This is a genomic window from Bradyrhizobium sp. SRS-191, assembly GCF_024586915.1.
Classification (GTDB): Bacteria; Pseudomonadota; Alphaproteobacteria; order Rhizobiales; family Xanthobacteraceae; genus Bradyrhizobium.
Map to the genome: position 1 here is coordinate 225,973 of NZ_JANBVS010000006.1, position 25,575 is coordinate 251,547.

At 65.6% G+C, this 25,575-nt stretch carries 17 protein-coding genes; 6 read left to right on the top strand and 11 right to left on the bottom strand.

Annotated elements, in window-relative coordinates; all coding sequences use genetic code 11:
• Window positions 1-3: 3 nt before the first annotated feature.
• From NLR35_RS13665 to NLR35_RS13685, 5 genes are read left to right on the top strand one after another with little or no spacing between them, the layout of a single operon-like run.
• Window positions 4-1,098: a glycosyltransferase family 4 protein gene (locus tag NLR35_RS13665; protein WP_257167052.1), complete on the top strand. Its 1,095-nt coding sequence runs from the start codon at window positions 4-6 to the stop codon at window positions 1,096-1,098.
• A complete protein-coding gene (locus NLR35_RS13670; protein WP_257167053.1) occupies window positions 1,095-2,222 on the top strand; it encodes a glycosyltransferase in 1,128 nt (375 codons plus the stop codon). The genes NLR35_RS13665 and NLR35_RS13670 overlap by 4 nt, the downstream gene beginning before the upstream one ends.
• Window positions 2,219-3,307 carry a glycosyltransferase gene (locus NLR35_RS13675; protein ID WP_257167054.1) on the top strand — a complete coding sequence of 363 codons (1,089 nt, stop codon included), beginning with the start codon at window positions 2,219-2,221 and terminating at the stop codon, window positions 3,305-3,307. Before NLR35_RS13670 ends, NLR35_RS13675 begins: the two co-directional genes overlap by 4 nt.
• Window positions 3,304-4,449, top strand: coding sequence for a glycosyltransferase (locus NLR35_RS13680; protein ID WP_257167055.1), 1,146 nt, complete (start codon window positions 3,304-3,306; stop codon window positions 4,447-4,449). The genes NLR35_RS13675 and NLR35_RS13680 overlap by 4 nt, the downstream gene beginning before the upstream one ends.
• Window positions 4,446-5,504, top strand: coding sequence for a UDP-glucuronic acid decarboxylase family protein (locus NLR35_RS13685; RefSeq protein WP_257167056.1), 1,059 nt, complete (start codon window positions 4,446-4,448; stop codon window positions 5,502-5,504). The genes NLR35_RS13680 and NLR35_RS13685 overlap by 4 nt, the downstream gene beginning before the upstream one ends.
• A 452-nt stretch (window positions 5,505-5,956) precedes the next feature.
• Here NLR35_RS13685 and NLR35_RS13690 read toward each other — a convergent pair whose 3' ends face one another.
• From NLR35_RS13690 to NLR35_RS13725, 8 genes are all read right to left on the bottom strand, one after another.
• Window positions 5,957-7,459 (bottom strand): MFS transporter, encoded by a 1,503-nt coding sequence (locus NLR35_RS13690; protein ID WP_257167057.1) that lies wholly within the window; start codon window positions 7,457-7,459, stop codon window positions 5,957-5,959.
• Between the two features lie 41 nt (window positions 7,460-7,500).
• A complete protein-coding gene (locus tag NLR35_RS13695; RefSeq protein ID WP_257167058.1) occupies window positions 7,501-9,303 on the bottom strand; it encodes an amidohydrolase in 1,803 nt (600 codons plus the stop codon).
• 4 nt (window positions 9,304-9,307) lie between these two features.
• Entirely contained in the window at window positions 9,308-10,978 is a 1,671-nt protein-coding gene (locus NLR35_RS13700) for an amidohydrolase (RefSeq protein ID WP_257167059.1), read from the bottom strand.
• A 1,111-nt stretch (window positions 10,979-12,089) separates the two neighbouring features.
• Window positions 12,090-13,007 (bottom strand): NAD(P)-dependent oxidoreductase, encoded by a 918-nt coding sequence (locus NLR35_RS13705; RefSeq protein ID WP_257167060.1) that lies wholly within the window; start codon window positions 13,005-13,007, stop codon window positions 12,090-12,092.
• Window positions 13,004-13,408 carry a carboxymuconolactone decarboxylase family protein gene (locus NLR35_RS13710; RefSeq protein ID WP_257167061.1) on the bottom strand — a complete coding sequence of 135 codons (405 nt, stop codon included), beginning with the start codon at window positions 13,406-13,408 and terminating at the stop codon, window positions 13,004-13,006. The genes NLR35_RS13705 and NLR35_RS13710 overlap by 4 nt, the downstream gene beginning before the upstream one ends.
• A 129-nt stretch (window positions 13,409-13,537) precedes the next feature.
• A complete protein-coding gene (locus tag NLR35_RS13715) occupies window positions 13,538-14,998 on the bottom strand; it encodes an aldehyde dehydrogenase family protein (protein WP_257167062.1) in 1,461 nt (486 codons plus the stop codon).
• 213 nt (window positions 14,999-15,211) lie between these two features.
• Window positions 15,212-16,570 carry a flagellar biosynthesis protein FlgA gene (locus tag NLR35_RS13720; RefSeq protein ID WP_257167063.1) on the bottom strand — a complete coding sequence of 453 codons (1,359 nt, stop codon included), beginning with the start codon at window positions 16,568-16,570 and terminating at the stop codon, window positions 15,212-15,214.
• 192 nt (window positions 16,571-16,762) lie between these two features.
• Entirely contained in the window at window positions 16,763-19,348 is a 2,586-nt protein-coding gene (locus NLR35_RS13725) for a hybrid sensor histidine kinase/response regulator (RefSeq protein ID WP_257167064.1), read from the bottom strand.
• Window positions 19,349-19,752: 404 nt separating this feature from the next.
• Between NLR35_RS13725 and NLR35_RS13730 the strand changes: the two genes are divergently transcribed.
• Window positions 19,753-22,383: a spermidine synthase gene (locus tag NLR35_RS13730; RefSeq protein ID WP_257167065.1), complete on the top strand. Its 2,631-nt coding sequence runs from the start codon at window positions 19,753-19,755 to the stop codon at window positions 22,381-22,383.
• Window positions 22,384-22,391: 8 nt separating this feature from the next.
• Here the strand turns inward: NLR35_RS13730 and NLR35_RS13735 are convergent, their stop codons facing one another.
• The 3 genes from NLR35_RS13735 to NLR35_RS13745 all read right to left on the bottom strand — a co-directional run bounded on the left by NLR35_RS13735 (window position 22,392) and on the right by NLR35_RS13745 (window position 25,551).
• Entirely contained in the window at window positions 22,392-23,015 is a 624-nt protein-coding gene (locus tag NLR35_RS13735; protein WP_257167066.1) for a 2OG-Fe(II) oxygenase family protein, read from the bottom strand.
• Between the two features lie 76 nt (window positions 23,016-23,091).
• Window positions 23,092-23,421 (bottom strand): hypothetical protein, encoded by a 330-nt coding sequence (locus tag NLR35_RS13740; RefSeq protein ID WP_257167067.1) that lies wholly within the window; start codon window positions 23,419-23,421, stop codon window positions 23,092-23,094.
• A gap of 105 nt (window positions 23,422-23,526) precedes the next feature.
• Window positions 23,527-25,551 (bottom strand): hypothetical protein, encoded by a 2,025-nt coding sequence (locus NLR35_RS13745; protein ID WP_257167068.1) that lies wholly within the window; start codon window positions 25,549-25,551, stop codon window positions 23,527-23,529.
• Window positions 25,552-25,575: the final 24 nt, after the last annotated feature.

A 25,575-nucleotide genomic window follows, 5' to 3' on the forward strand; every position in this document is an offset into this window, starting at 1 on the left:
CTGATGACCACCGATACCGTGGGCGGCGTGTGGAGATACGCCACCAGCCTCGCAACCGCGCTGGGCGACCTTGGCGTCGAGGTTCACCTCGTCACTCTGGGGCGTCGGATGAGCTCCGATCAGCGCGCGGACATCGCCGGAAGCGGCATCCGAGTGATCGAAACCGATCTGGCCCTGGAATGGCAGGATCCGGAAGGACGCGACGTCGATGAAGCAAGGCGCGTGCTGCATGCCATCGCATGCGACGTGGAGCCCGATGTCGTCCATCTCAACAGCTTCCGCGAGGCGACGTTCGACTGGGAAGCGCCGGTCCTCGTCGTGACCCACTCCTGCGTTGGATCGTGGGGGCTGGCCTGCAACGAAACGCAATTTCTGCAAGACCCACAGTGGCAGTGCTACAGCGCGCGTGTGACCGAGGGATTGCGGCGTGCCGCCGCCTGGGTCGCGCCAAGCAGTGCCTTTGGCGAGGTCGTGGGGAGGCTCTATGATCCGCCACGCCCACGGAGGCTGATCTGGAACGGCATCGCCTCACGCGACGACCTTCCGGCGAACAAACAGATGGTCGTGCTCGCGGCCGGGCGGATGTGGGACAAAGCCAAGAACGTGCGCGCACTCGCCGAGATCGCGGCCGGATGTCCCTGCCCGATCCATGTTGCAGGATCAGGCTTGGATCGAGCCGGCTCCGCGGAACATCTGCATGCCCTTGGCGAGCTCGCCCATGCCGAGTTGCAGCAGCGGATGAGCCATGCCGCGATCTTCGTGAGCCCGGCGCTGTACGAGCCGTTCGGCTTGTCGGTGCTGGAGGCCGCCGCCGCCGGCTGCGCGCTGGTGCTGTCGGACATTCCGACGTTTAGAGAGCTTTGGCAGGACGCCGCCGTTTTCGTGCCCCCTGGCGACATCAGCGCGCTGCGGAGCACCCTGCACTGGCTCGCTGCGGATCAGCCCGCGCGGCGCGTGCTGCAGGAGACGGCACGCCAAAGGTCTCGCCGCTATTCGTTGCGCCGGGCGGCGAAAGCCTACGTCGATCTCTACAGCGAGCTGTTGGCCACGGCGTCGCCGGATCCTCACTCCAACATCCCCGCCGAGGCGTTTGCATGAAGTGCGTGCTGTTCTACCACGCGTTCTCGTCCTGCTGGAACAATGGCAATGCGCATTTCCTGCGCGGCGTCGCGCGCGAGCTTCATGCCCTCGGACACGAGGTCATCGTTTATGAGCCGGCCGATGGCTGGAGCCGTCTCAACGCGGTTGAGGACGGTGGCGAGGCCAGTCTGAGCGAGGTGCCGGAGCTGTTTCGAGGCGTCGATGTCAGACCTTACGATTGTGCATTCGACCTGTCCCGTGCGCTCGACGGTGCCGATCTGGTCGTGGTGCACGAGTGGAACGCGCCGGATCTGATCGAAGCGATCGGCCGTCACCGTATCGCCAGCGGCCGCTACGCTCTGTTATTCCACGATACGCATCATCGCGCCGTCACGGCGCCGCAAGAGCTCGCGCGCTTCGATCTCGCCGGCTATGACGGCGTCCTCGCCTTTGGCGAGGTGCTGCGCCAGATCTATCTGAAGCTCGGCTGGGCCCGACGCGCGTTCACGTGGCACGAGGCTGCCGACATCGCCCTGTACCGTCCGTTGCCCGACGTCACTCCGCAACACGACCTCGTGTGGGTCGGCAATTGGGGCGACAACGAGCGCAGCGTCGAGCTGCGCGACTATCTCATAGACCCGATCGCCGCTCTCCGGCTCAATGCAACGATCTACGGCGTGCGTTATCCGGACGACGCGCAGTTGGCGATGCAGCGGGCGGGCATTCGGTACGGCGGCTGGCTGCCGGCGCACCACGTCCCCGAAGCGTTCGCTGCGGCCCGCGTCACGGTTCATGTTCCTCGTGCGCCCTATGCGCAATCGCTGCCGGGCATTCCCACCATCCGCATGTTCGAGGCCATGGCCTGCGGCATTCCGATTGTCTCGGCCCCTTGGAGCGATGTCGAGAGCCTGTTCCCCGACGGCACCTATCTGCGCGCGGCCAGCGGCGACGACATGCGCCGCGGGCTACGGAGCCTGTTGAGTGATCCGGAGTTGGCCGCCGCCATCGCCGACAAGGCGCGCCGCACGGTTTTGGCGCGTCACACCTGCCGCCACCGGGCGCAGCAATTGCTAGACATCGCCGGGACGTTGACCAGCGGCGCGACCCGGATGTCGAGCGCGTTCGAAGGAGCCGCGTCATGAACATCTGCTTTTTCGGCTCCAGCCTCGTCTCATCCTACTGGAACGGTGCCGCGACCTACTACCGCGGTATGCTCAAGGAGATCGCCAGGCTTGGTCATGATGTCACCTTCTACGAGCCGGACGCCTTCGAGCGGCAGGCGCATCGCGATATCGCGGATCCGCCCTGGGCCCGCGTCGTGGTCTATCCTGCAACGCAGGACGGCTGGCAGCGCTCGCTCGACGACGCGGTCCGATCGGCGGACCTTCTGATCAAGGCCAGTGGCGTCGGCGTGTTCGATGCCGAGCTCGATGACGCCATAGCGGCGATCGAAGGCCGTGCGCTGCGGTTCTACTGGGACGTCGACGCGCCAGCCACCTTGGATGCAATCGCCGCAGATGCCGGGCATCATCTGCGTCGCGCCATTCCGCGTTACGATGCGGTTCTGACCTACGGCGGCGGCGATCCGGTCGTGACGGCCTATCGCAACGTCGGCGCGCGCGATTGCGTGCCGATCTACAATGCACTCGATCCCGACACCCACCATCCGGCAGCGGCCCGCGCGGATTTCGACTCGGACCTCAATCTGCTCGCCAATCGCCTGCCCGACCGTGAGGCCCGCATCGAGCGCTTCTTCATCGACGCTGCCAGCCGGCTGCCGGGGAAACGCTTCGTGCTCGGCGGCTCCGGCTGGCACGACAAGCCGATGCCGGCGAACATTCGTGCCGTCGGCCATGTCGGAACCGGCGATCACAACGCCTTCTTCGGCTCGGCGCGCGCGACGTTGAACGTCAACCGCGACAGCATGGCGACCTACGGCTTCTCGCCGCCGACCCGCGTCTTCGAGGCGGCGGGCGCGGGCGCCTGCCTCATCACCGACCAATGGGACGGCATCGAGCTCTTCCTCGAGCCCGACCGCGAAATCCTGGTGGCCGCCGATGGCGCCGCCGTCGCAGCGCATCTCGACGCACTCTCACCCGCGCGCGCACGCGCCATCGGTGAACGCGGCCGCGCGCGCGTCATGGCGCATCACACCTACCGTCAGCGCGCGCGACAATTCCACACCCTGCTTCAAGGCAGACGCCCCCGTATCGAGGCTGCAGAATGAACCTCAATATCGTCGTCATCGGATTGTCGGTCACTTCGTCCTGGGGCAACGGTCACGCCACAACCTACCGCGCGCTGCTCGCGGCGCTGACGCGTCGCGGTCACAGCGTAACATTCCTGGAGCGCGACGTGCCGTGGTACCGCGATCATCGCGACCTGACCGATCCCCGCGACTGGCGCATCCATCTCTACAAGGAGCTTCCGGAGCTGCCGCGCAGGTTCGGCGCGCTGATCCGCGATGCCGACCTTGTCATCATCGGATCCTACGTGCCGGACGGCATCGCCATCGCCGACTGGGTGACCTCGCATGCCCAGGGCGTCACGGCATTTTACGACATCGACACTCCGGTTACGCTCGCCGGTCTCGAGGATGGTCACGGCTTGTCGTATCTGTCGGCGTCGATGATTCCCCGCTTCGATCTTTATCTCTCGTTTTCCGGCGGGCCAGCGTTAGCCATGGTCGAGGATCTCTACGGCAGTCCGATGGCGCGCGTGCTCTACTGCAGCGCCGACACCGAGCTGTATCAACCGCGCGACGTTCCCAATCGCTGGTCGCTCGGCTATCTCGGCACCTACAGCGCTGATCGTCAGCCCCAGCTCGAGAACCTGCTGCTCGCGCCGGCGCGCGCCACGCCTGATGCGCGTTTCGCCATCGCCGGAGCGCAATATCCGGACGACATCGTCTGGCCTGCCAATGTCGATCGGATCACACACCTCCCGCCGCACCAACATGCCGATTTTTTTGCCGCCCAGCACTTCACCCTGAACGTCACCCGCGCCGACATGCGTAACCTCGGCTTTTCGCCGAGCGTCCGGCTGTTCGAAGCCGCGGCCTGCGCCGCGCCGGTGCTCTCCGATGCCTGGCCCGGTCTGGAGACGATCTTCACGCCAAACAAGGAAATCCTTGTGGTGTCCTCGCCGCGGGAGGTTGCGACGATCCTGCGCGAGATGCCGGAGGACACCCGTCGGGCGGTAGGCGACCGAGCCCGCCGCCGCGTGCTGCGTGATCACACCCCCGATCACCGGGCACGGCAGCTCGAAGACTACCACCGCGAGGCGCTCGCCCGGCGCGCCCGGCTCGCGCGGCGCTCCGCCGTTTCTGCGACATCTGATGCCATCGAACTCAAGCTGGGACTGTCATGACCATTCGTTCTACGATTTCATCCCGTCCATCCCACCGAACGCTCGTCGCCGGCGGCGCAGGCTTCATCGGCTCGCACATCTGCGACACATTGCTGCGACGTGGCGATACCGTGATCTGTGTCGACAATCTGCACACCGGCTCGCAGCGCAACATCCGCCCGCTGCTCAATCATCCCAATTTCAGCTTCCTTGCCCACGACGTGCGCGAGCCGCTCGAGATCGAAGCACCGCTCGATCGCATCTACAATCTGGCTTGTCCGGCGTCGCCGCCGCACTATCAGCAGGATCCGATCGGCACGATGAAGACCTGCGTGCTCGGGATGCTCAATCTGCTGGAGCTCGCACGCGAAAAATCCGCGCGTATCCTGCAGGCCTCGACCAGCGAAGTCTATGGCGACCCCGAGATCCATCCGCAGCCGGAGAGCTATGTCGGCCACGTCAACACCATAGGCCCCCGCGCATGCTATGATGAAGGCAAGCGCGCCGCCGAAACCCTGATGTTCGATGCGCAGCGCATGCACGGCCTGGAGATCAAGGTTGCCCGCATCTTCAACACCTATGGCCCGCGCATGCACGAGAACGACGGCCGGGTCGTCTCCAACTTCATCGTTCAGGCGCTGCGTGGCGCGCCGATCACGATCTACGGGTCTGGCAGCCAGACGCGCAGCTTCTGCTTCGTCGACGATCTCGTCCGCGGACTAGAAAAATTGATGGAAAGTCCGGCGGAGGTGACGGGTCCGGTGAATCTCGGCAATCCGCATGAGCTGACCATCGAGGCGATCGCCCGGGAGGTGCTGACATGCACCCGCTCGGCCTCCACCCTGGAATTCAAGCCGCTTCCGGTCGACGATCCCAAGCGGCGCAAGCCAGTGATTTCGACGGCGGAACAGCTACTGGATTGGCACCCGCGGGTTGCCCTGCGTGAAGGGCTGGAATCGACCATCGCCTATTTTGCCCTCGAGGTCGCCGGCCGTGAGCCGTCCGCAGACATTCAAACCGCCGCGCCGGCGCGACGAGGACGCTCTGTAAGGCTCACACTCGCGCGTTCCGACTGAATTGCTTTTCGCGCCATTATGTCGGGCAACGCGAGAGGGCCTTGTCCGACAGCATTCTTGTTCAGGAATGTAAAGTGCGCGTTTGGAGCGTCAGGCGGAAGACACCTCGGAACAAACAGCAAGCAGCCCAAGGCCAAAAGTTGAGTTGCTGCCATGCAGCCACCGCACCAGTTTCGCACCAGAAACGACCTGAACGAACGACAGCAATTGCGGTCGAAATCAAACAATCCGCAGTAACATCAACGAACGCGACCGATACCCTCGCGCTCATAACGGTCTGGTTGCAGGTTCGAGTCCTGCCGGGCCCACCAGCGATCTCGACGGTTTGCTCGCTCTGATTTTTTCACGCAACGCAGGCAGATGCGTTGGCCTGAACACCCCAGCTCGCCCGTTGCGCTTTCCTCAACGAGGTTCGCGCACGGCTATCATGCCGGGCCCTCTCTCGGCTGACGTCAATGGGCATGTCGCCTCGCCTCGGCCGCGTACCGGCCTCTCCGCCCCCGGAAAAGAAGAGCGGCGCCCAGCAGCAACATCGTCGCGACGAGAGCGACCGTGATGAAGGCCCGGTCGAACGCCTGATGGGCCTGCGAGATGACGAGGCCCGCGATCTCGGCGGGGAGTCGCTCAGCGATCATCAGGGCTGAATCGATGCTGTCGCGCGCGCCCGGCGGAATCTCCGACCTGTCGGGCAGGACCATCGCAGCGGTGTAGACGCCGGACAGGATGCTGCCGAAGATGCTGATCCCAACCGTGCCGCCGAGCTCGAAGGAGACCTCCTCGATCGAGGCCGCCATGCCTTCGCGGCCCACGGGAGCCTGGTTCATGATCGCATTGGACGCGGCCGCCATGGCGGCCCCCAGTCCGAAACCATTGACGGCGATGCAGGCCAGTTGCAGCGGAAGGCTCGCGGTGAAGAAGAAGAGATAGCCCGCGGCACCCAGCCCGGCGAGCAGGAGCGCAGCACGCATGGCATTGGCGGGTCCGATGTGACGGAGCGCCAGGCTTGTCAGTGGCCCGCCGATGAACGCCGCCAGCGGCGCCGGCAGGATATACAGCGCCGCCTGCAGTGGCGAATAACCAAGCACGAGTTGCAGACGCTGGCTGATCGCAAGCTCGGTGCCCGCGATCGCGAGCGCGGCTGTGATCGCCGTCGCCACGCCGAGCGCGAACTCGGCATCCCGGAACAGCGTGAAGTCGATCAAGGCGTGATCGAGCCGGAGCTGACGGCGCACGAAGATGGTCAGCATGATCACCGTGCCGACCGCAACGCCTGCCGAGATGCCGTAGTGAGGGTGCGGACTGCCGAGATCCTCGACCACATAGGCAAAGCCGATCAGGCCGGCCATGACCTGCACCGAGCCGAGCACATCGAGCATCCGGCCGTTGCGCTCGCCATATCCAGGGATCAGCAGCAGGGCGACGATGAGCACGATCGCGACCAGGGGCACGTTGATCAGGAAGACCGAGCCCCACCAGAAATACTCCAGCAGCACGCCGCCGACGAGCGGGCCGACCGCGGCGCCGCTGGATGCGACGGCCCCCCAGATGCCGATCGCGAGCGCGCGCTCCTGGTCGTCGGAAAAGGTGACGCGGATGATCGACAGCGTCGCCGGCATCATCAGCGCGGCGCCGACGGCGAGCACGACCCGCCCTCCGATCAGAACGGCAGGCGTCGGGGCATAGGCGGCCATGAGGGATGCCGCGCCGAACACGACGAGACCGCCGACGAACGTCGATCTGTGGCCGAACCGGTCGCCGAGCGCGCCGAAGCCGGGCAGCAGCCCGGCCACGACGAGTCCGTACGCCATCACGATCCACAGCTTCTCCGACGCCGTCGCGCCGAGTTCGTGAGTGAGACTCGGCAGCGCCGTGTACAGCACCGTCATGTCGATGACGATCAGCGCGAGCGCGCTGGAGACGATCAACAGGATCAGCCAGCGATCATGTTTCGACATCCCTGCTCACAACCTCACATGCGCTTCAGCGCCCTGCCCGATCATTCGTACCGGACCTGGCCGTTCATCACAGTCATGACGACCTTCGTCTTGTGAATGTCGTGCGGAGCGACCTCGAACAGGTTCTTCTCCAACACGACCAGATCGGCGAGCTTGCCGACCTCGATCGAACCGATCTTGCGGTCCAGGCCGAGCTGATAGGCCGATCCCATCGTCGCGGCGCGCAGCGCCTGGTCGAGGCTGATGCGCTCGTCGTGCGGCGCCAGGGGCGGCTGATCGGGCTTGTCGAGCTCGCGCCGCGTCGTTGCGATCTCGATCGCCTCCAGCGGCCGAAAGGTGCTGTAGTAGCTGGCCGCGGGCCAGTCGGTGCCGAGCGAGATGTTGGCGCCATGGCGCAGGATCGAGCCGAAGCGATAAACCGTCTCGGCCCGCGCGCCGAAGCGCGGCCGCACCATGTCACGCCAGGATTGATCCGGCACCGCCCATTGCGCGGAGAATTCCGCGGTGACACCGAGCGCGGCGAAGCGCGGCAGGTCCTCCGGCGCTACGACCACCAGATGGCAGACCGTATGCCGGCGGTCGCGCGGCGGATTCGCCTTCATCGCCGCCTCGAAGGCGTCCAGGCATAGCCGGGCGCCGCGGTCACCGCAGCAATGAATGTGGATGTTGAATCCGTCTTTGTCGGCCCGAAGGATGATGTCCTTGAACAGGTCCGGCGGCAGCAGCGTGTCGCCGCTGGTGTTGGGATCATCATCGTAGGGCGCCAGCATCGCCGAGGTCCGCTGCGCCTCGCCGCCGTCAATGTTCAGCTTGAGCACGGAGGCCTGCACCAGCTCGGACTGAAACTGCTTTCGCAGCGCCTTGATGATCGGCACGGGATCGACCGCCGGGTCGTTGTGATAGGTCGATCCGACGACGCGGAAGGGCAGCTTTCCGCGCCGCTCGAGGTCCTGGTAGAGCTGAAAGCCCACGACCTCGGGGACGACCTGCATGCCGGCATCGAACACCGTGGTGATGCCGGCCGCGGAGGCCCTGGGCAGCCACGCCTCGACCGACTCCGTGATGTATCTGCTGGTGAACGGCGCCGCGGCGTTGAGCACGACCAGCATGGCCGGCACCTCGACGAGATAGCCGGTCGGCTCACCCGACGCCGGGTCGCGCTGAAAATAGCTGAAGCCCGGCAGCGGGTCTTTGGTGGCCTTGGTGATCTTGGCCATCGCCAGCGCCTTCGAATTCACCCAGCCACAATGACCATCGATCGCCGCGAGGAAAACGGGCGTGTCCGGCCAGATCCGGTCGAGATCCTCCTTGCGCGGCCCGGTGCCCGGGAAGGCATGGTAGCGCCAGCCGAAGCCGCGCACGACGTCGGCTTTGCCAAGCCGGGCGCGATACGCCGTCAGCGCGTCGAGCGTCTCGTCCTTGGTGTCGTATTGCAGGTCGACGCCGCTGGTGATGGCCGCGCCCGCCAGCGGATGAATGTGTCCCTCGATGAACCCCGGCAGCAGCATTTTGCCGGCGAGATCGACGATCCGTGTCTTCGGACCGATGAAACGGCCGACCTGCGTGTCATCGCCGACATAGACGATCGTCTTCTGCGCCACGGCAACCGCCCGCGCCCATTCGCGGCCGCCACTGACCGTGTAGACGGAACCGTTGCGAAAGACGATGTCGGCCTTGCCGTCGGCCGCCTCGGCGCGCATCGGCATCGCCGCCGCGACGCCGGTCGCGGCGAACGCCGCCCCCGCCTGCAGCAGCCGGCGGCGCGCCGGATCGACATCGGATGTGGGATGGCCATCGAGTTCGAGCAGGCCGCGAAACCGGCCCCAGTTGCAGGCAATGCACATGGTCTTACGCCCGTGTCTTGCGCGCCCGCGCAGGCTGAAGCCTGTCGTGCCGGGCCTCGCCGTCCATCAGGGTCAGCAACACCGGGACCTTGTGGATGTCGTGCGGATCGATCTCGAGAAGATTGGCCCCGAGCACGATGAGATCCGCCCTCTTGCCCACCTCGATCGAGCCGATCTGATGCTCCAGCCGGACTTGATAGGCGCCGTTGATCGTGAAGCAGCGGATCGCCTCCTCGACGCTGATGCGCTGGCGCGGGACCAAGGGAGGATCGTCGCGAAAGCCGGGGCGCTGCCGCGTGATGGTCGCCTCCAACTGGAAGAGCGGCGGGCATTCGTCGATATCGACACCGCCCAGGTCGGCGCCGAAGGTGACGGTCGCGCCAGACCGCACGAGATCGCCATAGGCGTACACGCGCTCCTCGACGCGCTTCTCGCCGAACAGCTTGTTGTACTCCTCGACATAGACGCCGTCGTAATTGGTGGCCCAGGCGGGCGTGCCGTTGGCGATGATGCCGAGCGGCTTGAACCGCTTGACGTCGTCGGGATGCGCGAGCGACAGATGACAGACGGTGTGCCGCCGCCCCTGCTGGCCAAGCCGCTTCTGCACGTCCTCGATGGCATCGACCACGATCCGGACCGACCCATCCGCGTCGGCATGAATGTGCATGTCGAATCCGGCGCGGTGAACGGCCTCGACCTGCGCCCTGATATGGGCTGGCGACAGAATGCCCGAGCCCTTGTTGCCCGGCTGGTTTTCCAGCGGGTCCAGCAGCAGCGCCGTGCCGGCCATCGCCGTGCCGTCCGTCCACATCTTGCAGATCGAGATCTGCACGTGAGGCGAACGCAGCTTCTTGTTCCAGGCGGCGAGCTCGGCGGCGATCGCTTTCGGATCATCCTTCTCGGCCCGGGTCCAGACCGTGCCGACGATGCGGATCGGCAATTCACCGCGATTGTCGCGATCGATGATGTCTCGCCACAAGACCTCGGATCCGCCGCTGGAAGGGCCGGCCAATACGCCGGCGTCCATATAGGCCGTCAAACCCCATGACGGCGCACGGTCGATGGTCAGGCGCTGCGACTCCCGGATCGTCTCCCGCGAAAACACGCCGGTCGCGACCGCAAGCGGGATGGTCGCGCCTTCGATCGCGACGCCGGTCGGCGTACCATCGGGATCGCGCTTGAAATACTGCTTGCCCGGTTCGGGATCGGGGGAGTTCTTATCGATCCCCGCGAGCTTCATCGCGGCGGTGTTGAACCAGGACTCGTGGATGTCGGCGTTCCAGATCAGCATCGGCCGATCACCGGTGATTTCGTCGAGCCATTCGCGTCGCGGAAAGTGATCGGAGCCGAACGAGACGCCTCCCGTCCAGCCATAGCCGCGCAGCGGCGCTCCGGGTGGCAGCGTGGCGATGTACTGACGAATGGCGTCGAGCACCTTGTCCTTGCCGACGATGTCGCGAAGGTTCAGGCCGAGCTTGGTGACCGCCAGGGCGATGAGGTGGTTGTGGCTATCGATGAAGCCGGGCAGCAGCATCCGCCCGGCGAGGTCGACCACCCTGGTGCGCGGTCCTCGCCATGCCGCGGCGCCGGCCTTGTCGCCGACATAGACGATCTCCTTGGCGCGGACCGCCACCGCCTCAGCGATCGGCTGCGCCGAATTGACCGTGTAGATCATTCCATTTTGAAATAGCCAGTCCGCCTTGCCGCCAGCTGCAGACGGCTGCGCGCGCGACGAGGCCCGATCCTCTGCTGCAGAAGCCGTCTCCGCTCCAGCCGCGATCGGCGCGGCAACGGCGACCGCCGCGAATTTGGCGGCATTTCCGATCATCCCGCGGCGGGAGAGCGGGAACGCTTTCGGATCCTCCAGCACTCTCGCCCATTCGCATACGACACACATGATCAGTTCTTCCTTTTCCAAATGCCGCCACGTCAGCAGATGACGGCGCAGGACGGGCCATCACAGCTGCCCGCACGTTTCGATGTCGGTAAGATTCATTCTGCACCGTCGGATTCAGTTTGAATTGATACCTGCTAAAAATGTTCTGGCCGAAGTTCGACGGAGCTTCAGGTCGCGTCACAGGCAGCGAGACACGCCGCGGTGACACTACCGCCAAACCGAAAAGTTTCCTGCACATAACGTGTATTTGTAGATCCGTACAACTACGGCCGGATTCGCGATTGCAAACGACTGGCATCGCTACGCGTCACAAATCGATCGACGGCGCTGAGGTTCGGAAGAGACAAGCGATTAACTACCACGCGGAATCGCGTCGGCTGGACCGTTGATACGAAGGGAACATGCGCCGCTCTGCGGACGAAGGCCACTCGCCCCCTTCGGCTTGCGGATCAGACTTGCAGATGACGGGTGGCGACTTCAATCGCCTCCACCGCTCGCGGCGCATCCAGTTTGGCCGTGAACCTCGAGGAAGCTGCCGATCTGCGTCATGAGGACACGACGCCGGTCGGTGCGAGCCTTCACTGTCGCGCGCCCAGAACGGCTCGGTGAGCTCGCCATACGCGATCACGTGCAACGGGCAGAAGCAGATAGTGTCGTCGATCCCCACGCGATCAATCCACGCTGCTGCGCCCGTTCACCGCCCCGCAGGGCGCCGCCCACGTTCGACGTACCTACGACAACGCCCGCGGCCGAAGCTGCGGGCGTTCGTTTGTTGCGCGACAGGATTTGAACCTATGACCTTCAGGTTATCAGCGTGACGCTCAATTTAGCGCGTTCGATCGCTCGCCGCCGATCCCATCCGATTTCCAGGAGCTGCGATCCGCTGATCTCAGCTCTGCGAAGGCGGGCTTTGTTCACGGTTCAGCTCGACACCCGCAAGCGCCTCGCTCAGCTTCGCCAGCGCCGTGTGATCCTGGCCCGGGCCGAGCAGGCCCTGCGCGCTCGCGCTCAGCTCGCGGCAGAGATTGGAGAACGGCGCGGCGATTCCGGCTGCGCGTGCGACCTCGAGTGCGATCGACAGGTCCTTGACCATCAAGTCGAGGCCGAAGCCGCTGTTGAATTCGCGCGACAGCACGAACTGCTTGAACTTCTTCTGCGTCGAGTTGTTCATGCCGGTCGAGGCGTTGAGCACGTCGGTCATCAGCGCGGGATCGATGCCGAACTGCTGGCCGATCAACAGCGCCTCGATGCCGATCAGGAAGCCGCCGGCGGAGACGAGATTGTTCAGCGCCTTCATCGCCTGGCCGGAGCCGAGGCCGCCGATGCGATGGATCGTGGTGCCCATCGCGCGCAATAGCGGCTCGACCCGATCGAGCGCGGCCGCATCGCCGCCGGCCATGATCGCGAGCTCGCCAGTTCTCGCGCGCGGCACGCCACCGGAGACCGGCGCGTCGAGCATGGTCACGCCGAGCGGAGCAAGATCGGCCGCGATCGCCTGCGTCGCCGCCGGCGCGCCGGAGCTCATGTCGATCAGGATCTGCCCTTGCTTCAAGCCGTCGCGCAGCGCGGCGACGGCTTCGCCGACATGTTTGCTGGTCGGCAGCATCGTGATGATGACATCCGCCAGCGGCGCGGCGGCCGCGAGATCCGCCGCCTCGGTGCCACCAACCTGACGCACGAAATCGGCGGCGCGGCCCGGCACGGCGTCACTGACGGCGACCGAAAAGCCGGCACCGAGCAGACGCCCGGCCATCGGCCAGCCCATATTGCCGATGCCGACGAACAGGATGCGTTGCGGCGCGCTCATGCGCCGTCCTTCTTCGGGATCGCGCCTTCCGCGACGAGCACCTCATGGGCGGCCTTGAACGCCTCGAGGCCGGCGGGAATGCCGCAATAGACGGTGGCGTGCAGCAGGATCTCCTTGATCTCATCCACCGTGACACCGTTGGTGAGCGCGCCCTTGACGTGAAGCTTGAGCTCGCTCGGCTTGCTCAGCGCAGTCAGCATCGCGAGATTGACGATGCTGCGGGTGCGGCGATCGAGACCCGGACGCGTCCAGGCATAACCCCAGCACATCTCGGTGGTGATGTGCTGGAACGCCATCATGAAGTCGTCGGCCTTGGCGAGGCTGCCATCGACATAGGATGCGCCGAGCACCTCACGGCGCACCTTCAGGCCCTTCTCGAACAGCTCGTTCTCGTCGCTCATCCGCTCGTCTCCTTCTGCAAAGCCTGACGCAATTAACGCCTTGCCGTCGGGATTGACAACAACGCCGCCGGACAGCGTCGTCAGTCGCGTCCGTGCGGCGGAATTGATCGGAGCCGTGGATTCGCTGATCTAGCCGTGCTTGACGATCAGGGTCTTCATCGCGGCAAGCTCGTACAGCGCCTCGAAACCCTTCTCGCGGCCATGACCGGACTTCTTCATGCCGCCGAACGGCAGCTCGATGCCGCCACCGGCGCCGTAGCCGTTGACGAACATCTGGCCGACCTTGACCTTGCGCGCGACGCGCATCGCGCGTGAGCCGTCGCCCGACCAGACGCCGGCAACCAGGCCGAAATCCGTGGCATTGGCGAGCCTGATCGCATCGGCCTCATCGTCGAACGGCATCGCCGCCAGCACCGGACCGAACACCTCTTCGCGCGCCAACTCGGAATTGCGGTCGACGTGCTGATACAGCGCAGGCGCGACATAGAAGCCTTCGCTCGGCACGCCCTCGGCGATCCGGCCCGAAGCGACGCGTGTCGCACCGCCGCTCTCGGCGCGCGCCAGCATGCCTTCGATGCGCTTCTTCTGAACCGCGCTGATGACAGGGCCGAGATCGAGATCCATCTCCGGGGTGCCGGCGGTGATCTTCTCGAAGCGCAGCTTGAGCTCGGCCAGGAAGCGATCCCACATCGTGCGTTCGACGAGCACGCGCGAGCCGGCCGAGCAGGTCTGCCCGGCATTCTGCACAATCGCCGCCGCCACCGACGTCAGCGCCGCGTCGAGATCGGCATCGGCGAACACGATCTGCGGCGACTTGCCGCCGAGCTCGAGCGTGCAGCCGATGTGGTTCTTCGCCGCCGCAGTCTGCACCAGCGTGCCGACCTCGGGGCTGCCGGTGAAGGAGAGGAAGTCGATGCCGTCATGGGCCGACAACGCCGCGCCCGCCTCTTCGCCGAGACCCGGCACGACGTTGATGGCGCCCGCCGGAAAGCCGGCCTCGGCCGCAAGCTCGGCGAGCCGCAGCGGCACCAGGCAGGCCTCCTCGGCCGGCTTGATCACGGTCGCATTGCCCATCGCCAGTGCCGGCGCAACGGTACGCCCGAACATCTGACCCGGGTAGTTCCAAGGAATGATGTGGCCGGTCACGCCAAGCGGCTCATAAACCGTCGTGACGAAGAAACCGTCGAGGAACGGAATGGTATCGCCATGCACCTTGTCGGCAGCGCCGCCGTAATATTCGAAATAGCGTGCGACTGCGACGACGTCGGCCTTGGCCTGCTTCATCGGCTTGCCGGTGTCGGCGGCCTCGAGCTTCGCCAGCTCCTCCGCATTATCCTCGACGAGACGGCCAAGCTTCGACAGCAGGCGCCCACGCTCCACGGCCGCGAGGCGGCCCCACGGACCTTCGAGCGCGCGGCGCGCCGCGGCGACCGCGAGATCGATGTCGGCCTTGTCGCCGGCCGCGATCGAGGCGATCACCTGCCCGGTCGCAGGCGCCAGCATCGCAATGGTCCGGCCCGATTGCGCCGGCTGCCATTTGTTGTCGATGAAGACACCCTTGGCGGCAGGCAGTTTGACATTGGCGTTCATGGCAGCTCTCCCACGTCTTCCGTTCCCTCGCTCCCGGGCCGTTGCAGCCAGCCGCTGAGACCTCCATCGGTGGCGGTCGGGTCGTTGGATCGTTCAAATAGACCAGGGCTGCTCTAGCATCAGACGCCGCGGATTGCACATCATGGCCCGGCCCATCACCGGCATTTGCAGGCACCGCCGGACGACCACGACCGCGCCCGCCCGGCGACACCGTCACGCATGCCGGCTCATGGTGGGCGCATAAAGCGCCTCCTGCTCCCGGCGCAGACGGACGGCCGGCAAGGTCTCGTCGATGGCCACGTCCGACCAGGTGATGCAGGCGTCCTTGGCGACCGGCCGGACCAGGCGCACCTGATGGGCGAGCCCGAGCGGAAGATAACCCTGGGCCAGCGAGGCTTCGGCCGGCGCAAGCTTGCCATAGACGGTATAGCCGCCTTCGCCGTCGAGCATATCGCCGGGCTTGAGATCCCGTTTCGCCGTCGCCGCGACGTCGGCATTGAAGCAGATCGCCGCGCCGGTCGGCTCGCCACGCAAAACCACCGATGCGACGGAGATGCCGAGCTCGAGGCCGATCAGATGCCACTTCTTGTAGGAGCTCATGTAGCGGCCGCTCGGATCGGTGACGACCTTATACTCCTCGAAACAATTGCGGACGTAGTCGCTGTCGGCCTCGAAACAGACCCACACACCCTTGCGGATGTCGTTGGCGATGGGCTCGCCGTCCGACGTGAGGCAGGACACGACTTCGACCTGGCCCTTGGCTTCCAGCACGCCCCCTTCCGCGCGCGGCCGCATCAGGGTCGGAATGTCGTCGACCGAGCCCGGCGGGAATGCGAGGCCCTGAGATGGCGCTTCGAGACCGGTCGCATTGGCGATCGCAGCCGATTCGATCGCCGGCTTGGAGCCGTCGAGAAAGGCGTTGAACATCTTGGGATTCATGCCGCCGCGCGCGGCCTGCTCGGCGGTCAGGCCCCAATGGTCCCACACCGTTTCCGGCGTGGATTCCCGGTAGTGCGGCAGCCATTTGTGGCCGCGTCCGGCGGCGACCACCGGAAAGCCGCAGGCGCGCGCCCAGTCGACGAGATCACAGGCGAGCGCCGGCTGATCGCCATAAGCGAGACTATAGATGACACCGGCCTGCTTTGCCTTGTGCGCGAGGATCGGCCCGCAGAACGCATCGGCCTCCACGGTGACATTGATGATCGGCTTGCCGGCGGCGAACGCCGCCAGACAATGCTCGACCGCAGCGATCGGATTGCCGGTGCATTCGGCGATGACATCGATCGCATCGCATCCGACCAGGGCCTGCCAATCATCGCTCAGGAAGGTCGTGCCGTGCTTCAACGCGTCCTCAAGCGACGATGCGGCATAACGCTGCTCGTCCCAGCCGACGCGCTTCAGGTTCTCGATCGCACGCGCCGGGGACAGATCGGCGATGCCCACGAGATGGATGCCCGGCGTCCGCAGCACCTGATGCAGATACATCGCGCCAAATTTGCCCGCACCGATCAGCCCGACCTTGATCGGCCGGCGCGCGGCGTTACGCTCCAGGAGCTTGGCGTAGAGATTCACGGACGGCATCTCCTGAGGTGGCAGAACGAATCTGAAGTTCCATCCAGGTTGTTTGCGCGTGGTTCGTGAGAACTTCAAGGCGCCTTCGTCGATGAGGCCTGTCGATGAGGCCTGCCGTGCCACGCGGCGATGAGCTGCATGGCGCATGATCGGCCGATGATCGCTGCCTGCCTCGCTTCAGCTCTTTTGGATTCAGCTCTTGCGGCCGCCGAGGGCGCACGCGATCGCTTCCGACAACTGGCCCAATCGAAACGGCTTGGTGAGAAGCTGCGTGGTGGCGCGGAAGTCTTCCGGCACGAGCGAGGGATCTGCGAATCCGGACATGAAGAGGATCGGCAGGTCCGGCCACCTGCGGCGCACCTGACGCGCCAAGTCGATGCCGGTCATGCCGCCCGGCAGCATGATGTCGGTCAGCAGCAGCGATACCGGGTTCGACCGCTCCAGCTCGGCGATTGCCAGGCTGGCATTGATGACCACGACCGGACTGTAGCCCAACGAAGACAGCGTCGTCGACGCCATCGCGCCGACCAGCGCATTGTCCTCGACCACCAGAATGCGCTCGCCGGTCTCCGGCCGTGACAATTTATCGATCCCGGCGCGGGGCGGATCGGTGGGACCAGGTCCTGCACTCGGCAGATACAGCGTGACGCGCGTCCCCTCTGCGACGCGGCTCGAGATCACCACCGTGCCGCCCGACTGCCGCGCAAAACCATAGACCATGCTGAGGCCGAGCCCGCTGCCTTTGCCGAACTCCTTGGTCGTGAAGAATGGTTCGAAGGCGCGACGGGCGACGTCGGGCGACATGCCGTCTCCCCTGTCGGACACCGCGATGGTGACGTAGTCACCGGGAGCGATGCGCTCATCGCCGTCATCGAGCGGCTCGTCGAGCACCGCGTTCGCCGTCGTGACCGTCAGGCACCCGCCGCCAGGCATGGCATCCCGTGCGTTGAGCGCGAGGTTGAGCAGCGCATTCTGCAATTGCGTCGGATCGATCAGGCAGTGCCAGAGCTGCGGATCCTGCGCCAGCTCGATCTCGATCGTCTCGCCGAGCGTCCGCTGCAGGATGGTGGTCATCCCGCTGACCAGCTGGTTCACGTCGGTGATCTGCGGCTGCAGCGTCTGCTTGCGGGCGAAGGCGAGCAGGCGGCGATTGAGATCGGCCACCCGCTCCGCCGCCTCGATGGCGCGTTCGACGATGCCGCGGCAGGAGGCGTCGGTGGACGGCAATTCATCGAGCAGCAGGTCGAGATTGCCGAGCGTCGCCGCCAGCATGTTGTTGGAATCGTGCGCGATGCCTCCGGCCAATTGCCCGATCGCATCCATCTTCTGCGCCTGACGCAGTTCGTCCTCGATGCGCTTGCGCTCGGTGATGTCGACCGACAAGACGAAATAGCCGCGCACCGTGCCGTCTTGACCGCAATCCGGCACCCGAATGGTCTCGCACCAGCGTTCACGCCCGTCGGGAAACGTCGCCTTCTCTTCGGCTCCGATCGTGCGGCCCGACAGCACGGCCTGGATCTTCGGCCTCGCCTCTGCGATCGGCAAGGGATCGATGATCTCGTCGATCTTGCGGTTGCGGATGGCCTCGGTAGACGGCTCGGCATACCATTCGCGCGCGACACGGTTGGCGTAACGGATATGGCCGTCGGCGCCGACATGAACGATCAGCGCAGGCACGTTCTCGGTGACCAATTGATGCTGCTCGAGATTGTCCCGCAGCGCCTGTTCGGATGTCGCGCGCAGCTGCCACTGCCGCGCCAGAGTGAAGCCGAACCCCACGATCAGCAGATTGAGCCCGGCGGCGATGAGGCTGTAGTACAATGCATTGTTCTTCCAGCCGGCCAGGTACTCCACGGGGTGCCGGGCCACGGTGACGACCAGCGGCAGGCCGGCGACTCGTCGATAGCTGACGCTCCGCGAGACCCCGTCGGTCACGCCGCTGCCTTCGAAGCTGCCATCCGATGCTTGCGGGAGAAAGACGCTGAACAGGCGATTCGATCGAACGTTTCGGCCGGCGAGTTCGTCCGCATTCGGCGTCCGCAGCAGGATCGTGCCGTCGTCGCGGTACAAGGTGACGGTACCGCGCTGGCCGACGTTCAGCGACAGAAAGAACCGGCGAAGATTTTCGTAGTCGACGGGCACGAACACCACGCCGGCGAAACGTCCGTCCAGCGTCTTGAACGCGCGGCTCACTGCGATGAACAAACCGGTGTTCACGCGCGCCACGAGCGGGACATCGATGAAGAGGCCGCGGCCCGGATCGTCCCGTTGAACCTTGAAATAGGCGCGGTCGGCAAAGTTGCTTTGACGCCCGGGCACGCCGTTGCCCTCGCTGTCTCCCAGCAGGTTGCCCTCCGCATCGAGCACGACGATTCCGCTCGCGATCGGATACGGCGCGACCCTCTGCTTGAGATCCTTGATCAGGGCCGGATTGCCGGGGGTGAGCAGAGACGGATTCTGGATGAGATTGCCGATCGTCGTGCTCAGCAGCACGTCGACGCCCTGAATGTTGCGCAGCATGTATTCTTCGAGGGCGCGGGCGAGATCGCCGTTGGCGGCTTCGGTCGTCCGAGAGGTCTCCCGATAGTTCACGAACAGCATGTGCGCCACGAAGGCATCACACAGCAGCGCCAGGATGAGCCCGCTGAGAACGATGATCCGAGGCGTCCAGCGCCGGTCCATTCCGGACGCCGGGTCTCCGCCGATCAGTGCGCCCAGCATGCCTCTCTGCCGCGACCCGCGCGGATCGACCGTTGTCGTTTGGGTGTTGTCCAACATGCCGCCGGAACGTCAGGAAATGATCGAGCAGGTCCATCGATCGCCGCGGGAATTCAGCCGATTTCCCGTCAGCCTTGCTTCCGGAGCCTCGCAGAATGCGTCATCTCGGGGCCAACGCCTCGCGAACGATCATGATGTCCCCATAGCACGTTTTGGCGCGAGATGTCATGGCCGCAGGTATCCCCTGGCGCCGCACGCCGGCCCCGCAATGCCGCCCCGACCGGCGAGCGATTGGCGCGACATCATCTGGGCGGCCGCTCGGATGCAGACGCCTGTCAAACCACCGTCACGAAACGCAAACAGAACAAGGCCGTCGGGGGTGCAATGGAGCTCGGTGGCGCGCGCCGGCCTATCCCTGCGCCGCATCGCGCGACGACCGATCTCAGGAACCAGGTTAGCGACCCTTGACTGAAATCCTTGATGCAGATGCGCGCGAAGCGAATGTCGGCGCTGAGAAGCAGTCCACCGGGTCTCCTGGCATCATCGCCCGCGACGACTTCGGGGCGCTTGCGCTGCTGGCCCTGAAGCTGCTCACCGCAGCGTCCGGTCTGGCCGGCCTCGGCTACGAGATCGTCTGGACCCGCCAGCTCGCGCTGGCGCTCGGCACCGAGATGATGGCCGTGCTCGGCGCCATCGCCGGCTTCTTCGCCGGCCTGGCGTTCGGGGCCTTCGTCCTGGATGGACGAATCCGCCGCGCGGCGAGGCCGCACCTGGTCTATGCCGGTCTTGAGCTGGTGATCGGCGCATGGGGCGTGTGCGCAATCTGGCTGCTGCCAGCGAGCGCACGCGCGCTCGCGCCGCTGCTGGGCACCGCCCCGTCGCCCCTGCTGCTATGGAGCGCGAGCTTCCTGCTGCCGACCTTGATCCTGTCGCCGGCCACAGTGGCGATGGGCGGTACGCTCACGGCGCTCGAGCGCATGATGTCGGGCGCGCGGCGCAGCGGCACCGTCAGTGCCGGAGTCTATGGCGCGAACACCGCCGGCGCGGTCGCCGGCACGCTGCTGTCGACCTTCGTGCTGATCCCGACACTCGGATTGGCGAGGACGCTTCTTTGTCTGGCCGCCGTCAACGCGGCCTGCGCACTGGCGGCCCTTCGACTGGGGTCGTCACTGGGTACCGAACAGCCCGCGCGCGAGCCGCGCGCGGCAACAGGCGCGATCGAGCTGCGCGTGAGCGCCACCCTGTTCCTGACCGGTCTCATCGGCATCGCCTTCGAAGTTCTGGTCGTTCGGCTCGCCGCGCAGATGATGCAGGACACCGTCTACAGCTTCGCCTGCCTGCTGGCGGCCTATCTGCTGGGGACTGCAGCCGGCGGCCTGATCTGGCAGCGCATCGGCGCAGTCGCGCGCTTCGGCAGGACCGGACTGCTGGCCATCACCGCGCTCGCCTGTCTGGGCACCGCCGTTTCGGCGCCGCTCATGGCAGGATGGGCCGATCAGGCAGCAAGCTTCGGCATTTCCGGCGAGCTGGGCCTCTCGCTGATCCTGTTCCTACTGCCGTCGATGGCGATGGGTGCATTGTTCGGCCAGCTGATGCAGGAGGTGCGCGACATCAGCGGGTCGGTCGGCTGGGCCGTCGGCATCAACAGCCTCGGCGCGGCCATCGCGCCGCTGGTGACGGCGCAGCTTTTGATTCCGACCTTCGGCAGCTGGACCGCGCTGGTGCTGGTCGCGCTCGGCTATCTCATGCTGCTGCAGCCCAGCCGCGCAGCGTTTTGCTGGGCATTCGTGCCGAGCCTGGTCGGGCTCGCGCTGCTGTGGATGCCTGCGCCGAGCATGGTGAAGGTGCCGCCCGGCGGCAAGCTGCTGGCGTTGCGCGAAGGACCGATGGCGACGGCGAGTGTCGTCGACGATGCCTCCGGCGCGCGCTATCTCCAGGTGAACGGGCATTTCCGCATGGGCGGCACCAGCTCGGTGCGCTCCGATTTCCGCCAAGCGATGCTGCCGCTGCTGCTGCATCCGGCGCCGCGCAACGCGCTCTTTCTTGGCGTCGGGACCGGCGCGACGGCGCTGGGCGGCGCGCAGATTCCGGACCTCGATGTCCGCGCGGTCGAGCTGTCGGCGGAAGTCGTCGCGCTGCTGCCGTGGTTCGAAACCAACGCGGCCAAGCCGGCCATGCCGCCGGTCACCGTTGCCGATGCGCGACGCTTCATCGTCGCCGACGACAAGCGCTATGACGTGATCGTCGCCGACCTGTTTCATCCCGCGCTGGACGGCAGCGGCGCGCTGTATACGCGCGAGCATTTCGACGCAGTCCGCAGCCGTCTGAGCGACGACGGCGTGTTCTGCCAATGGCTGCCGCTCTATCAGCTGGATGCACCGTCGCTACGCGCCATCATCCGAAGCTTTCTTGCGGTCTTCCCCGAAGGTGCCGCCTGGCTGAACCATTACAGCGTGCGCACGCCGATGCTGGCTCTGATCGGATCGCGCCGTCCGCAAGCCCTTGATCCCGATCGGCTTGCGGTCCGACTCTCGGCTTCGCAGCTTCGTCCCGTCCTTCTCCCGCTGGGGTTTGCCCAGCCGATCGATCTGCTCGGCCAGTACGTGGCCGGCGCGCCATCGCTGGCACGGTTTGCCGGTGCCGGGCCCGACAACACCGACGATTTCCCGTTCGTCACCTTCGATGCTCGGCGCAATGTCACGGCACTCACCGCACCACCGTGGGACCTGCTGTTGAACGTGATGGCGCAGGTGAGGACCGGCGCGACTGAATTGATCGATCCCTCGATGCGTGCCGCATGGGATCAGCGCCTGCTGGCCTATTGGCAGGCCCGCAACCGCTTTCTTCAAGCCGGCGCCGCGCTCACCGGCGATCCGCGCGGGCCGGCGCTGATTGCGGCCGCCGCGCCGGGCCTGCTCGATGCCATCCGCCTGAGCGCCGAGTTCGAGCCGGCCTACGCGCCGCTGATCAGCATGGCGCGATCGCTGCTCGCATCGGATCGCACCGCTGCGGAACATCTGCTGCAGGCGATCGACACGGCAGCACCGTCACGCCGCGAGGCGCGCGAGCTGTTGTCGAAGGAGTTCGGAAGATAGCTGCGTGATCAGGTGCCGAAGCTGACGCGATAACCCCAGCAATCGAGATGGTCGGGGATCGCGTTGAAGGCGATGGTGATGCGCTGGTCGCCCTGATTGCGCGGCACTTCGTGATAGAGATAGCTGGGGAACAGCACGAGATCGCCCGGCTCGGCTTCCGGCAGCACATACTTGCCCGCATTGAACGGACCCACGGCAGCACTGCGCGTGTGATGCCGGAACGAGAAGTCGCTCCCGCCCGGCGGCCGCACGAACACCGTGCGGCTCCCCGGATGTGATGGCGTCAGATAGAAGATGCCGGAGATGAAGCTGTTGGCGTGGGCGTGCAGGGTCTGGTTGCCGCCGGTCTCCAGCATGTTCGTCCACATCTCCTTGACCGTCCAGTTCAGCTTGTCGCCGAACAGGAGCTCGCCGAAATCGACCAGCTTGGGCACGGCGAGATCGGCGATGGTCTGAAAGAGGTTGTTGGCGCGGGGGTCGGCGACCTCCGTATGAAACAACTGCCCGGAGCGCAGATTGGTCTCGATCTTCGCGCTGCGGATCGCCGCCACGGCTGCATCCTTCAACTCCGCGCTCAGCAGCGCGGGCGAGCGCATCAGCGGTATCGGGAAGAGAGCTTCGATCTGGTCCATGCCTTGACTGCCTTGCACGCGTCGGAACGGCGCCGACAATGTGCCGAGATGCATGACACTGGCATGACGAAGAGCGTCAGCGCGACGGGATCTCGTCGGCGCGCAAAATGTTCAGGCGCTCGCCCGGCTTGAGGCTGTGCGGCCGCTCGCGCACCTCGAACACCGCCTGCTCGGCCTTCTCGACACAGTCGTCGAACTCGCCATTGCCGGCCTCGACCAGCGCCTGCTGAATGTCACGCTCGGCGAAATAGCGCGAGACGTCGTCGGCCGGCAGGCTTGCCGCGAGCGCCCGCGCCTCCGCCACCGCGGCGTCACAGCTCTCCTTGGTCGGCTCCTCGTCATGCGCCGACGCGCCCCCAACCGACAGTGCGAGGGCAGTGATGATCAGGCTGAGCAGACGGAACATCGAGCGCATCCGGACGGGTCTATCTTAAAGACGAGGCGCCGGTTTACGAACCGGCGCCGATGACAGATCCGGCGGGACGACGCCCGCCGGATCGATGCGGATCAATCAGTCGCGATTGAAGGCCCAGTGACCCCAGTGGCCCCAATGACCCCAGTGATCCCAATCGTGCCAGTGGTGATGCTCATGAGCGAGCTTGCGCGCCAGCTCCTTGTTCTTCTCGACCAGCAGTTCGGGCGTCCCATAGGTTCGGACGAAGATCGGATTCGCATAGAACCAGACGTTCGACCAGGCCTGCACGTCGTTCGTGACCTTCTTCACGCCGTTGACCACGCCGAGATGCGACGGGCACGCCCCATCGGTGCAGCTGACATTGACGTTGTTGAGGTCGAGGAGCGGGTTGCCGGCGCTGTCGGACACGTTCGGCGTCGCCGGCGGGATGTTGGTGCCGCGGGCGCGGATGTAGAACGGCGTGCTGCCGGCGGTGAAGGTGGTCCGGAAGCTGAGACGGGTCGAACCATCACGCAGTCTGTAGCTCTGCATCTTGGTCGTCTGGATCTGCTTCGCGATCTTCGCCGACGGGTTGTAGACGATGTCAGCACCGGCGGTGCCGCCGGCATTGGCGACCGCATAGCCCGGAGCTCCCGGCGCGATCGGGCCGGTGATGTCACCGGTGATCAGATCGACGTGGTCGAGAGACGGCTTGTTGAGCGGCTGCTTGATGCCGACCGGCAGCAGCAGCGGGTTGTTGAAGCTGTACGGGCTGTTGTTGGAGGCCGGAACAGTCACCTCCATCTCGAGCACGATCTTCTCGCCGCGACGCACGACCAGCGTCTCGCCCATCGTCTTCCAGTCGTCATCCCATTCGCCCTTGGCGCGGAACACCATGTCGGGGCCGATGATCTGAGCGTTCACCGAGTAGGAGTTGCCCGAGCGCATGCCGTCGATGATCGACTGCTGGTCGAAGCGCCGCTCGTTCGGAACATAGAGGCGGGTGTACTCGCCGGGAATGAAGTCCGCGGTCGTGCTGGCATCGCGCGCACCATAGACGCCGCGGCTGTGCCAGTCGGAGCTCTGGAACACGAAGAAGTTGCGGCCCTCGCCGAGCAGGCCGTCCCACAAACCGCCGACCTTGGCGGTGTAGACGCCGTGCATGCCGTAAGTGCCGCCGCCGACCGCGTTCGACTTGTACGAGCCGGAGCCGCCGGTGAGGCCGCCCTCGGCCATGTGGCCAGGAGCCTCGATGCCGAACGCCACGGTCGGGCCGGCATTGTTGAAGTCGCGGAAGTGCTCGATGTTGTAGCCGGCGGTGCCGCTCGGATTGAACGGTCCCTGGCGCTCGGTGTGGGTCGGGATCGCGTAGGACTGCAGCGGATATTTCGCCTGCAGCCAGGTGATGCCGGCGAGAGCCTTGCCATGACCGGCGGAGCCGGAGTTGTTGACGTTGTCCTTGCCGGACCAGATCGGGTTGTTGCCGCCATCGACCGGACCGATCGCGTCGGTGTCGGCCCGGTCGTAGCGATACTCGAACTCGGCCATCTTGTCCGCGTTGCCGGTGCCGCCGGGATTCTGGCCGGCGATGACCGCGACGTCCGTGTGCTCATGGCCCGGAACGATCCATTCCAGACCTTCAACCAGCACCTTGTTGTAGGTCGCGGTGCGGGCGACGATGGTCGGATATTCGATCTCCTGGATCGACTGCCAGCGCCACATCGTGGCGTTGGTGCCGGTGCCGTTCGGCGTGCCCTTCAGGCTGGTGACGGTGATGCCGTCGAAGGTCTTGCCGAGGGTCTGGCTCCAATAGGTGGTGGTGTTGTCGCCCGGGATATTGGCGCTCGCATCGCTGAAGCGGCAGTCGCGGTTACCGGAGCCGCCATGGTTGCCGAGCGTGAACCAGTCGAGGTCGAAATTGTTGCCGCCGGCCGCCGACGTGCCCTTGCCGACCGAACGATCGATCGAATAGCCGGCTGCGACCGAGCCGTCGGTGCAGGTGTTGTGGTTGTGCATGTCGCCGGCGACATACGGATTGCTCTTCCTCGTCTCGCCCCAGCGCTCGTCCGCGCCGGCGTTTTGCGACAAGGCGAGCGTCACCGACGCCGCTGTCAGCAGGATTTTCTTGGCAGATGGAACCATGTCGTCGCCCCTAAAGGAATTCGT

What these genes read in the sequence shown, in the direction of transcription:
- NLR35_RS13670 (WP_257167053.1), top strand. Translation starts at nt 1,095, where the DNA reads ATGAAGTGCGTGCTGTTCTACCACGCGTTCTCGTCCTGCTGGAACAAT.
- NLR35_RS13740 (WP_257167067.1), bottom strand. Translation starts at nt 23,421, where the DNA reads ATGTTCCGTCTGCTCAGCCTGATCATCACTGCCCTCGCACTGTCGGTT.
- NLR35_RS13705 (WP_257167060.1), bottom strand. Translation starts at nt 13,007, where the DNA reads ATGAGCGCGCCGCAACGCATCCTGTTCGTCGGCATCGGCAATATGGGC.
- NLR35_RS13695 (WP_257167058.1), bottom strand. Translation starts at nt 9,303, where the DNA reads ATGTGCATTGCCTGCAACTGGGGCCGGTTTCGCGGCCTGCTCGAACTC.
- NLR35_RS13715 (WP_257167062.1), bottom strand. Translation starts at nt 14,998, where the DNA reads ATGAACGCCAATGTCAAACTGCCTGCCGCCAAGGGTGTCTTCATCGAC.
- NLR35_RS13725 (WP_257167064.1), bottom strand. Translation starts at nt 19,348, where the DNA reads ATGTTGGACAACACCCAAACGACAACGGTCGATCCGCGCGGGTCGCGG.
- NLR35_RS13745 (WP_257167068.1), bottom strand. Translation starts at nt 25,551, where the DNA reads ATGGTTCCATCTGCCAAGAAAATCCTGCTGACAGCGGCGTCGGTGACG.
- NLR35_RS13685 (WP_257167056.1), top strand. Translation starts at nt 4,446, where the DNA reads ATGACCATTCGTTCTACGATTTCATCCCGTCCATCCCACCGAACGCTC.
- NLR35_RS13690 (WP_257167057.1), bottom strand. Translation starts at nt 7,459, where the DNA reads ATGTCGAAACATGATCGCTGGCTGATCCTGTTGATCGTCTCCAGCGCG.
- NLR35_RS13680 (WP_257167055.1), top strand. Translation starts at nt 3,304, where the DNA reads ATGAACCTCAATATCGTCGTCATCGGATTGTCGGTCACTTCGTCCTGG.
- NLR35_RS13735 (WP_257167066.1), bottom strand. Translation starts at nt 23,015, where the DNA reads ATGGACCAGATCGAAGCTCTCTTCCCGATACCGCTGATGCGCTCGCCC.
- NLR35_RS13665 (WP_257167052.1), top strand. Translation starts at nt 4, where the DNA reads ATGACCACCGATACCGTGGGCGGCGTGTGGAGATACGCCACCAGCCTC.
- NLR35_RS13675 (WP_257167054.1), top strand. Translation starts at nt 2,219, where the DNA reads ATGAACATCTGCTTTTTCGGCTCCAGCCTCGTCTCATCCTACTGGAAC.
- NLR35_RS13710 (WP_257167061.1), bottom strand. Translation starts at nt 13,408, where the DNA reads ATGAGCGACGAGAACGAGCTGTTCGAGAAGGGCCTGAAGGTGCGCCGT.
- NLR35_RS13700 (WP_257167059.1), bottom strand. Translation starts at nt 10,978, where the DNA reads ATGATCTACACGGTCAATTCGGCGCAGCCGATCGCTGAGGCGGTGGCG.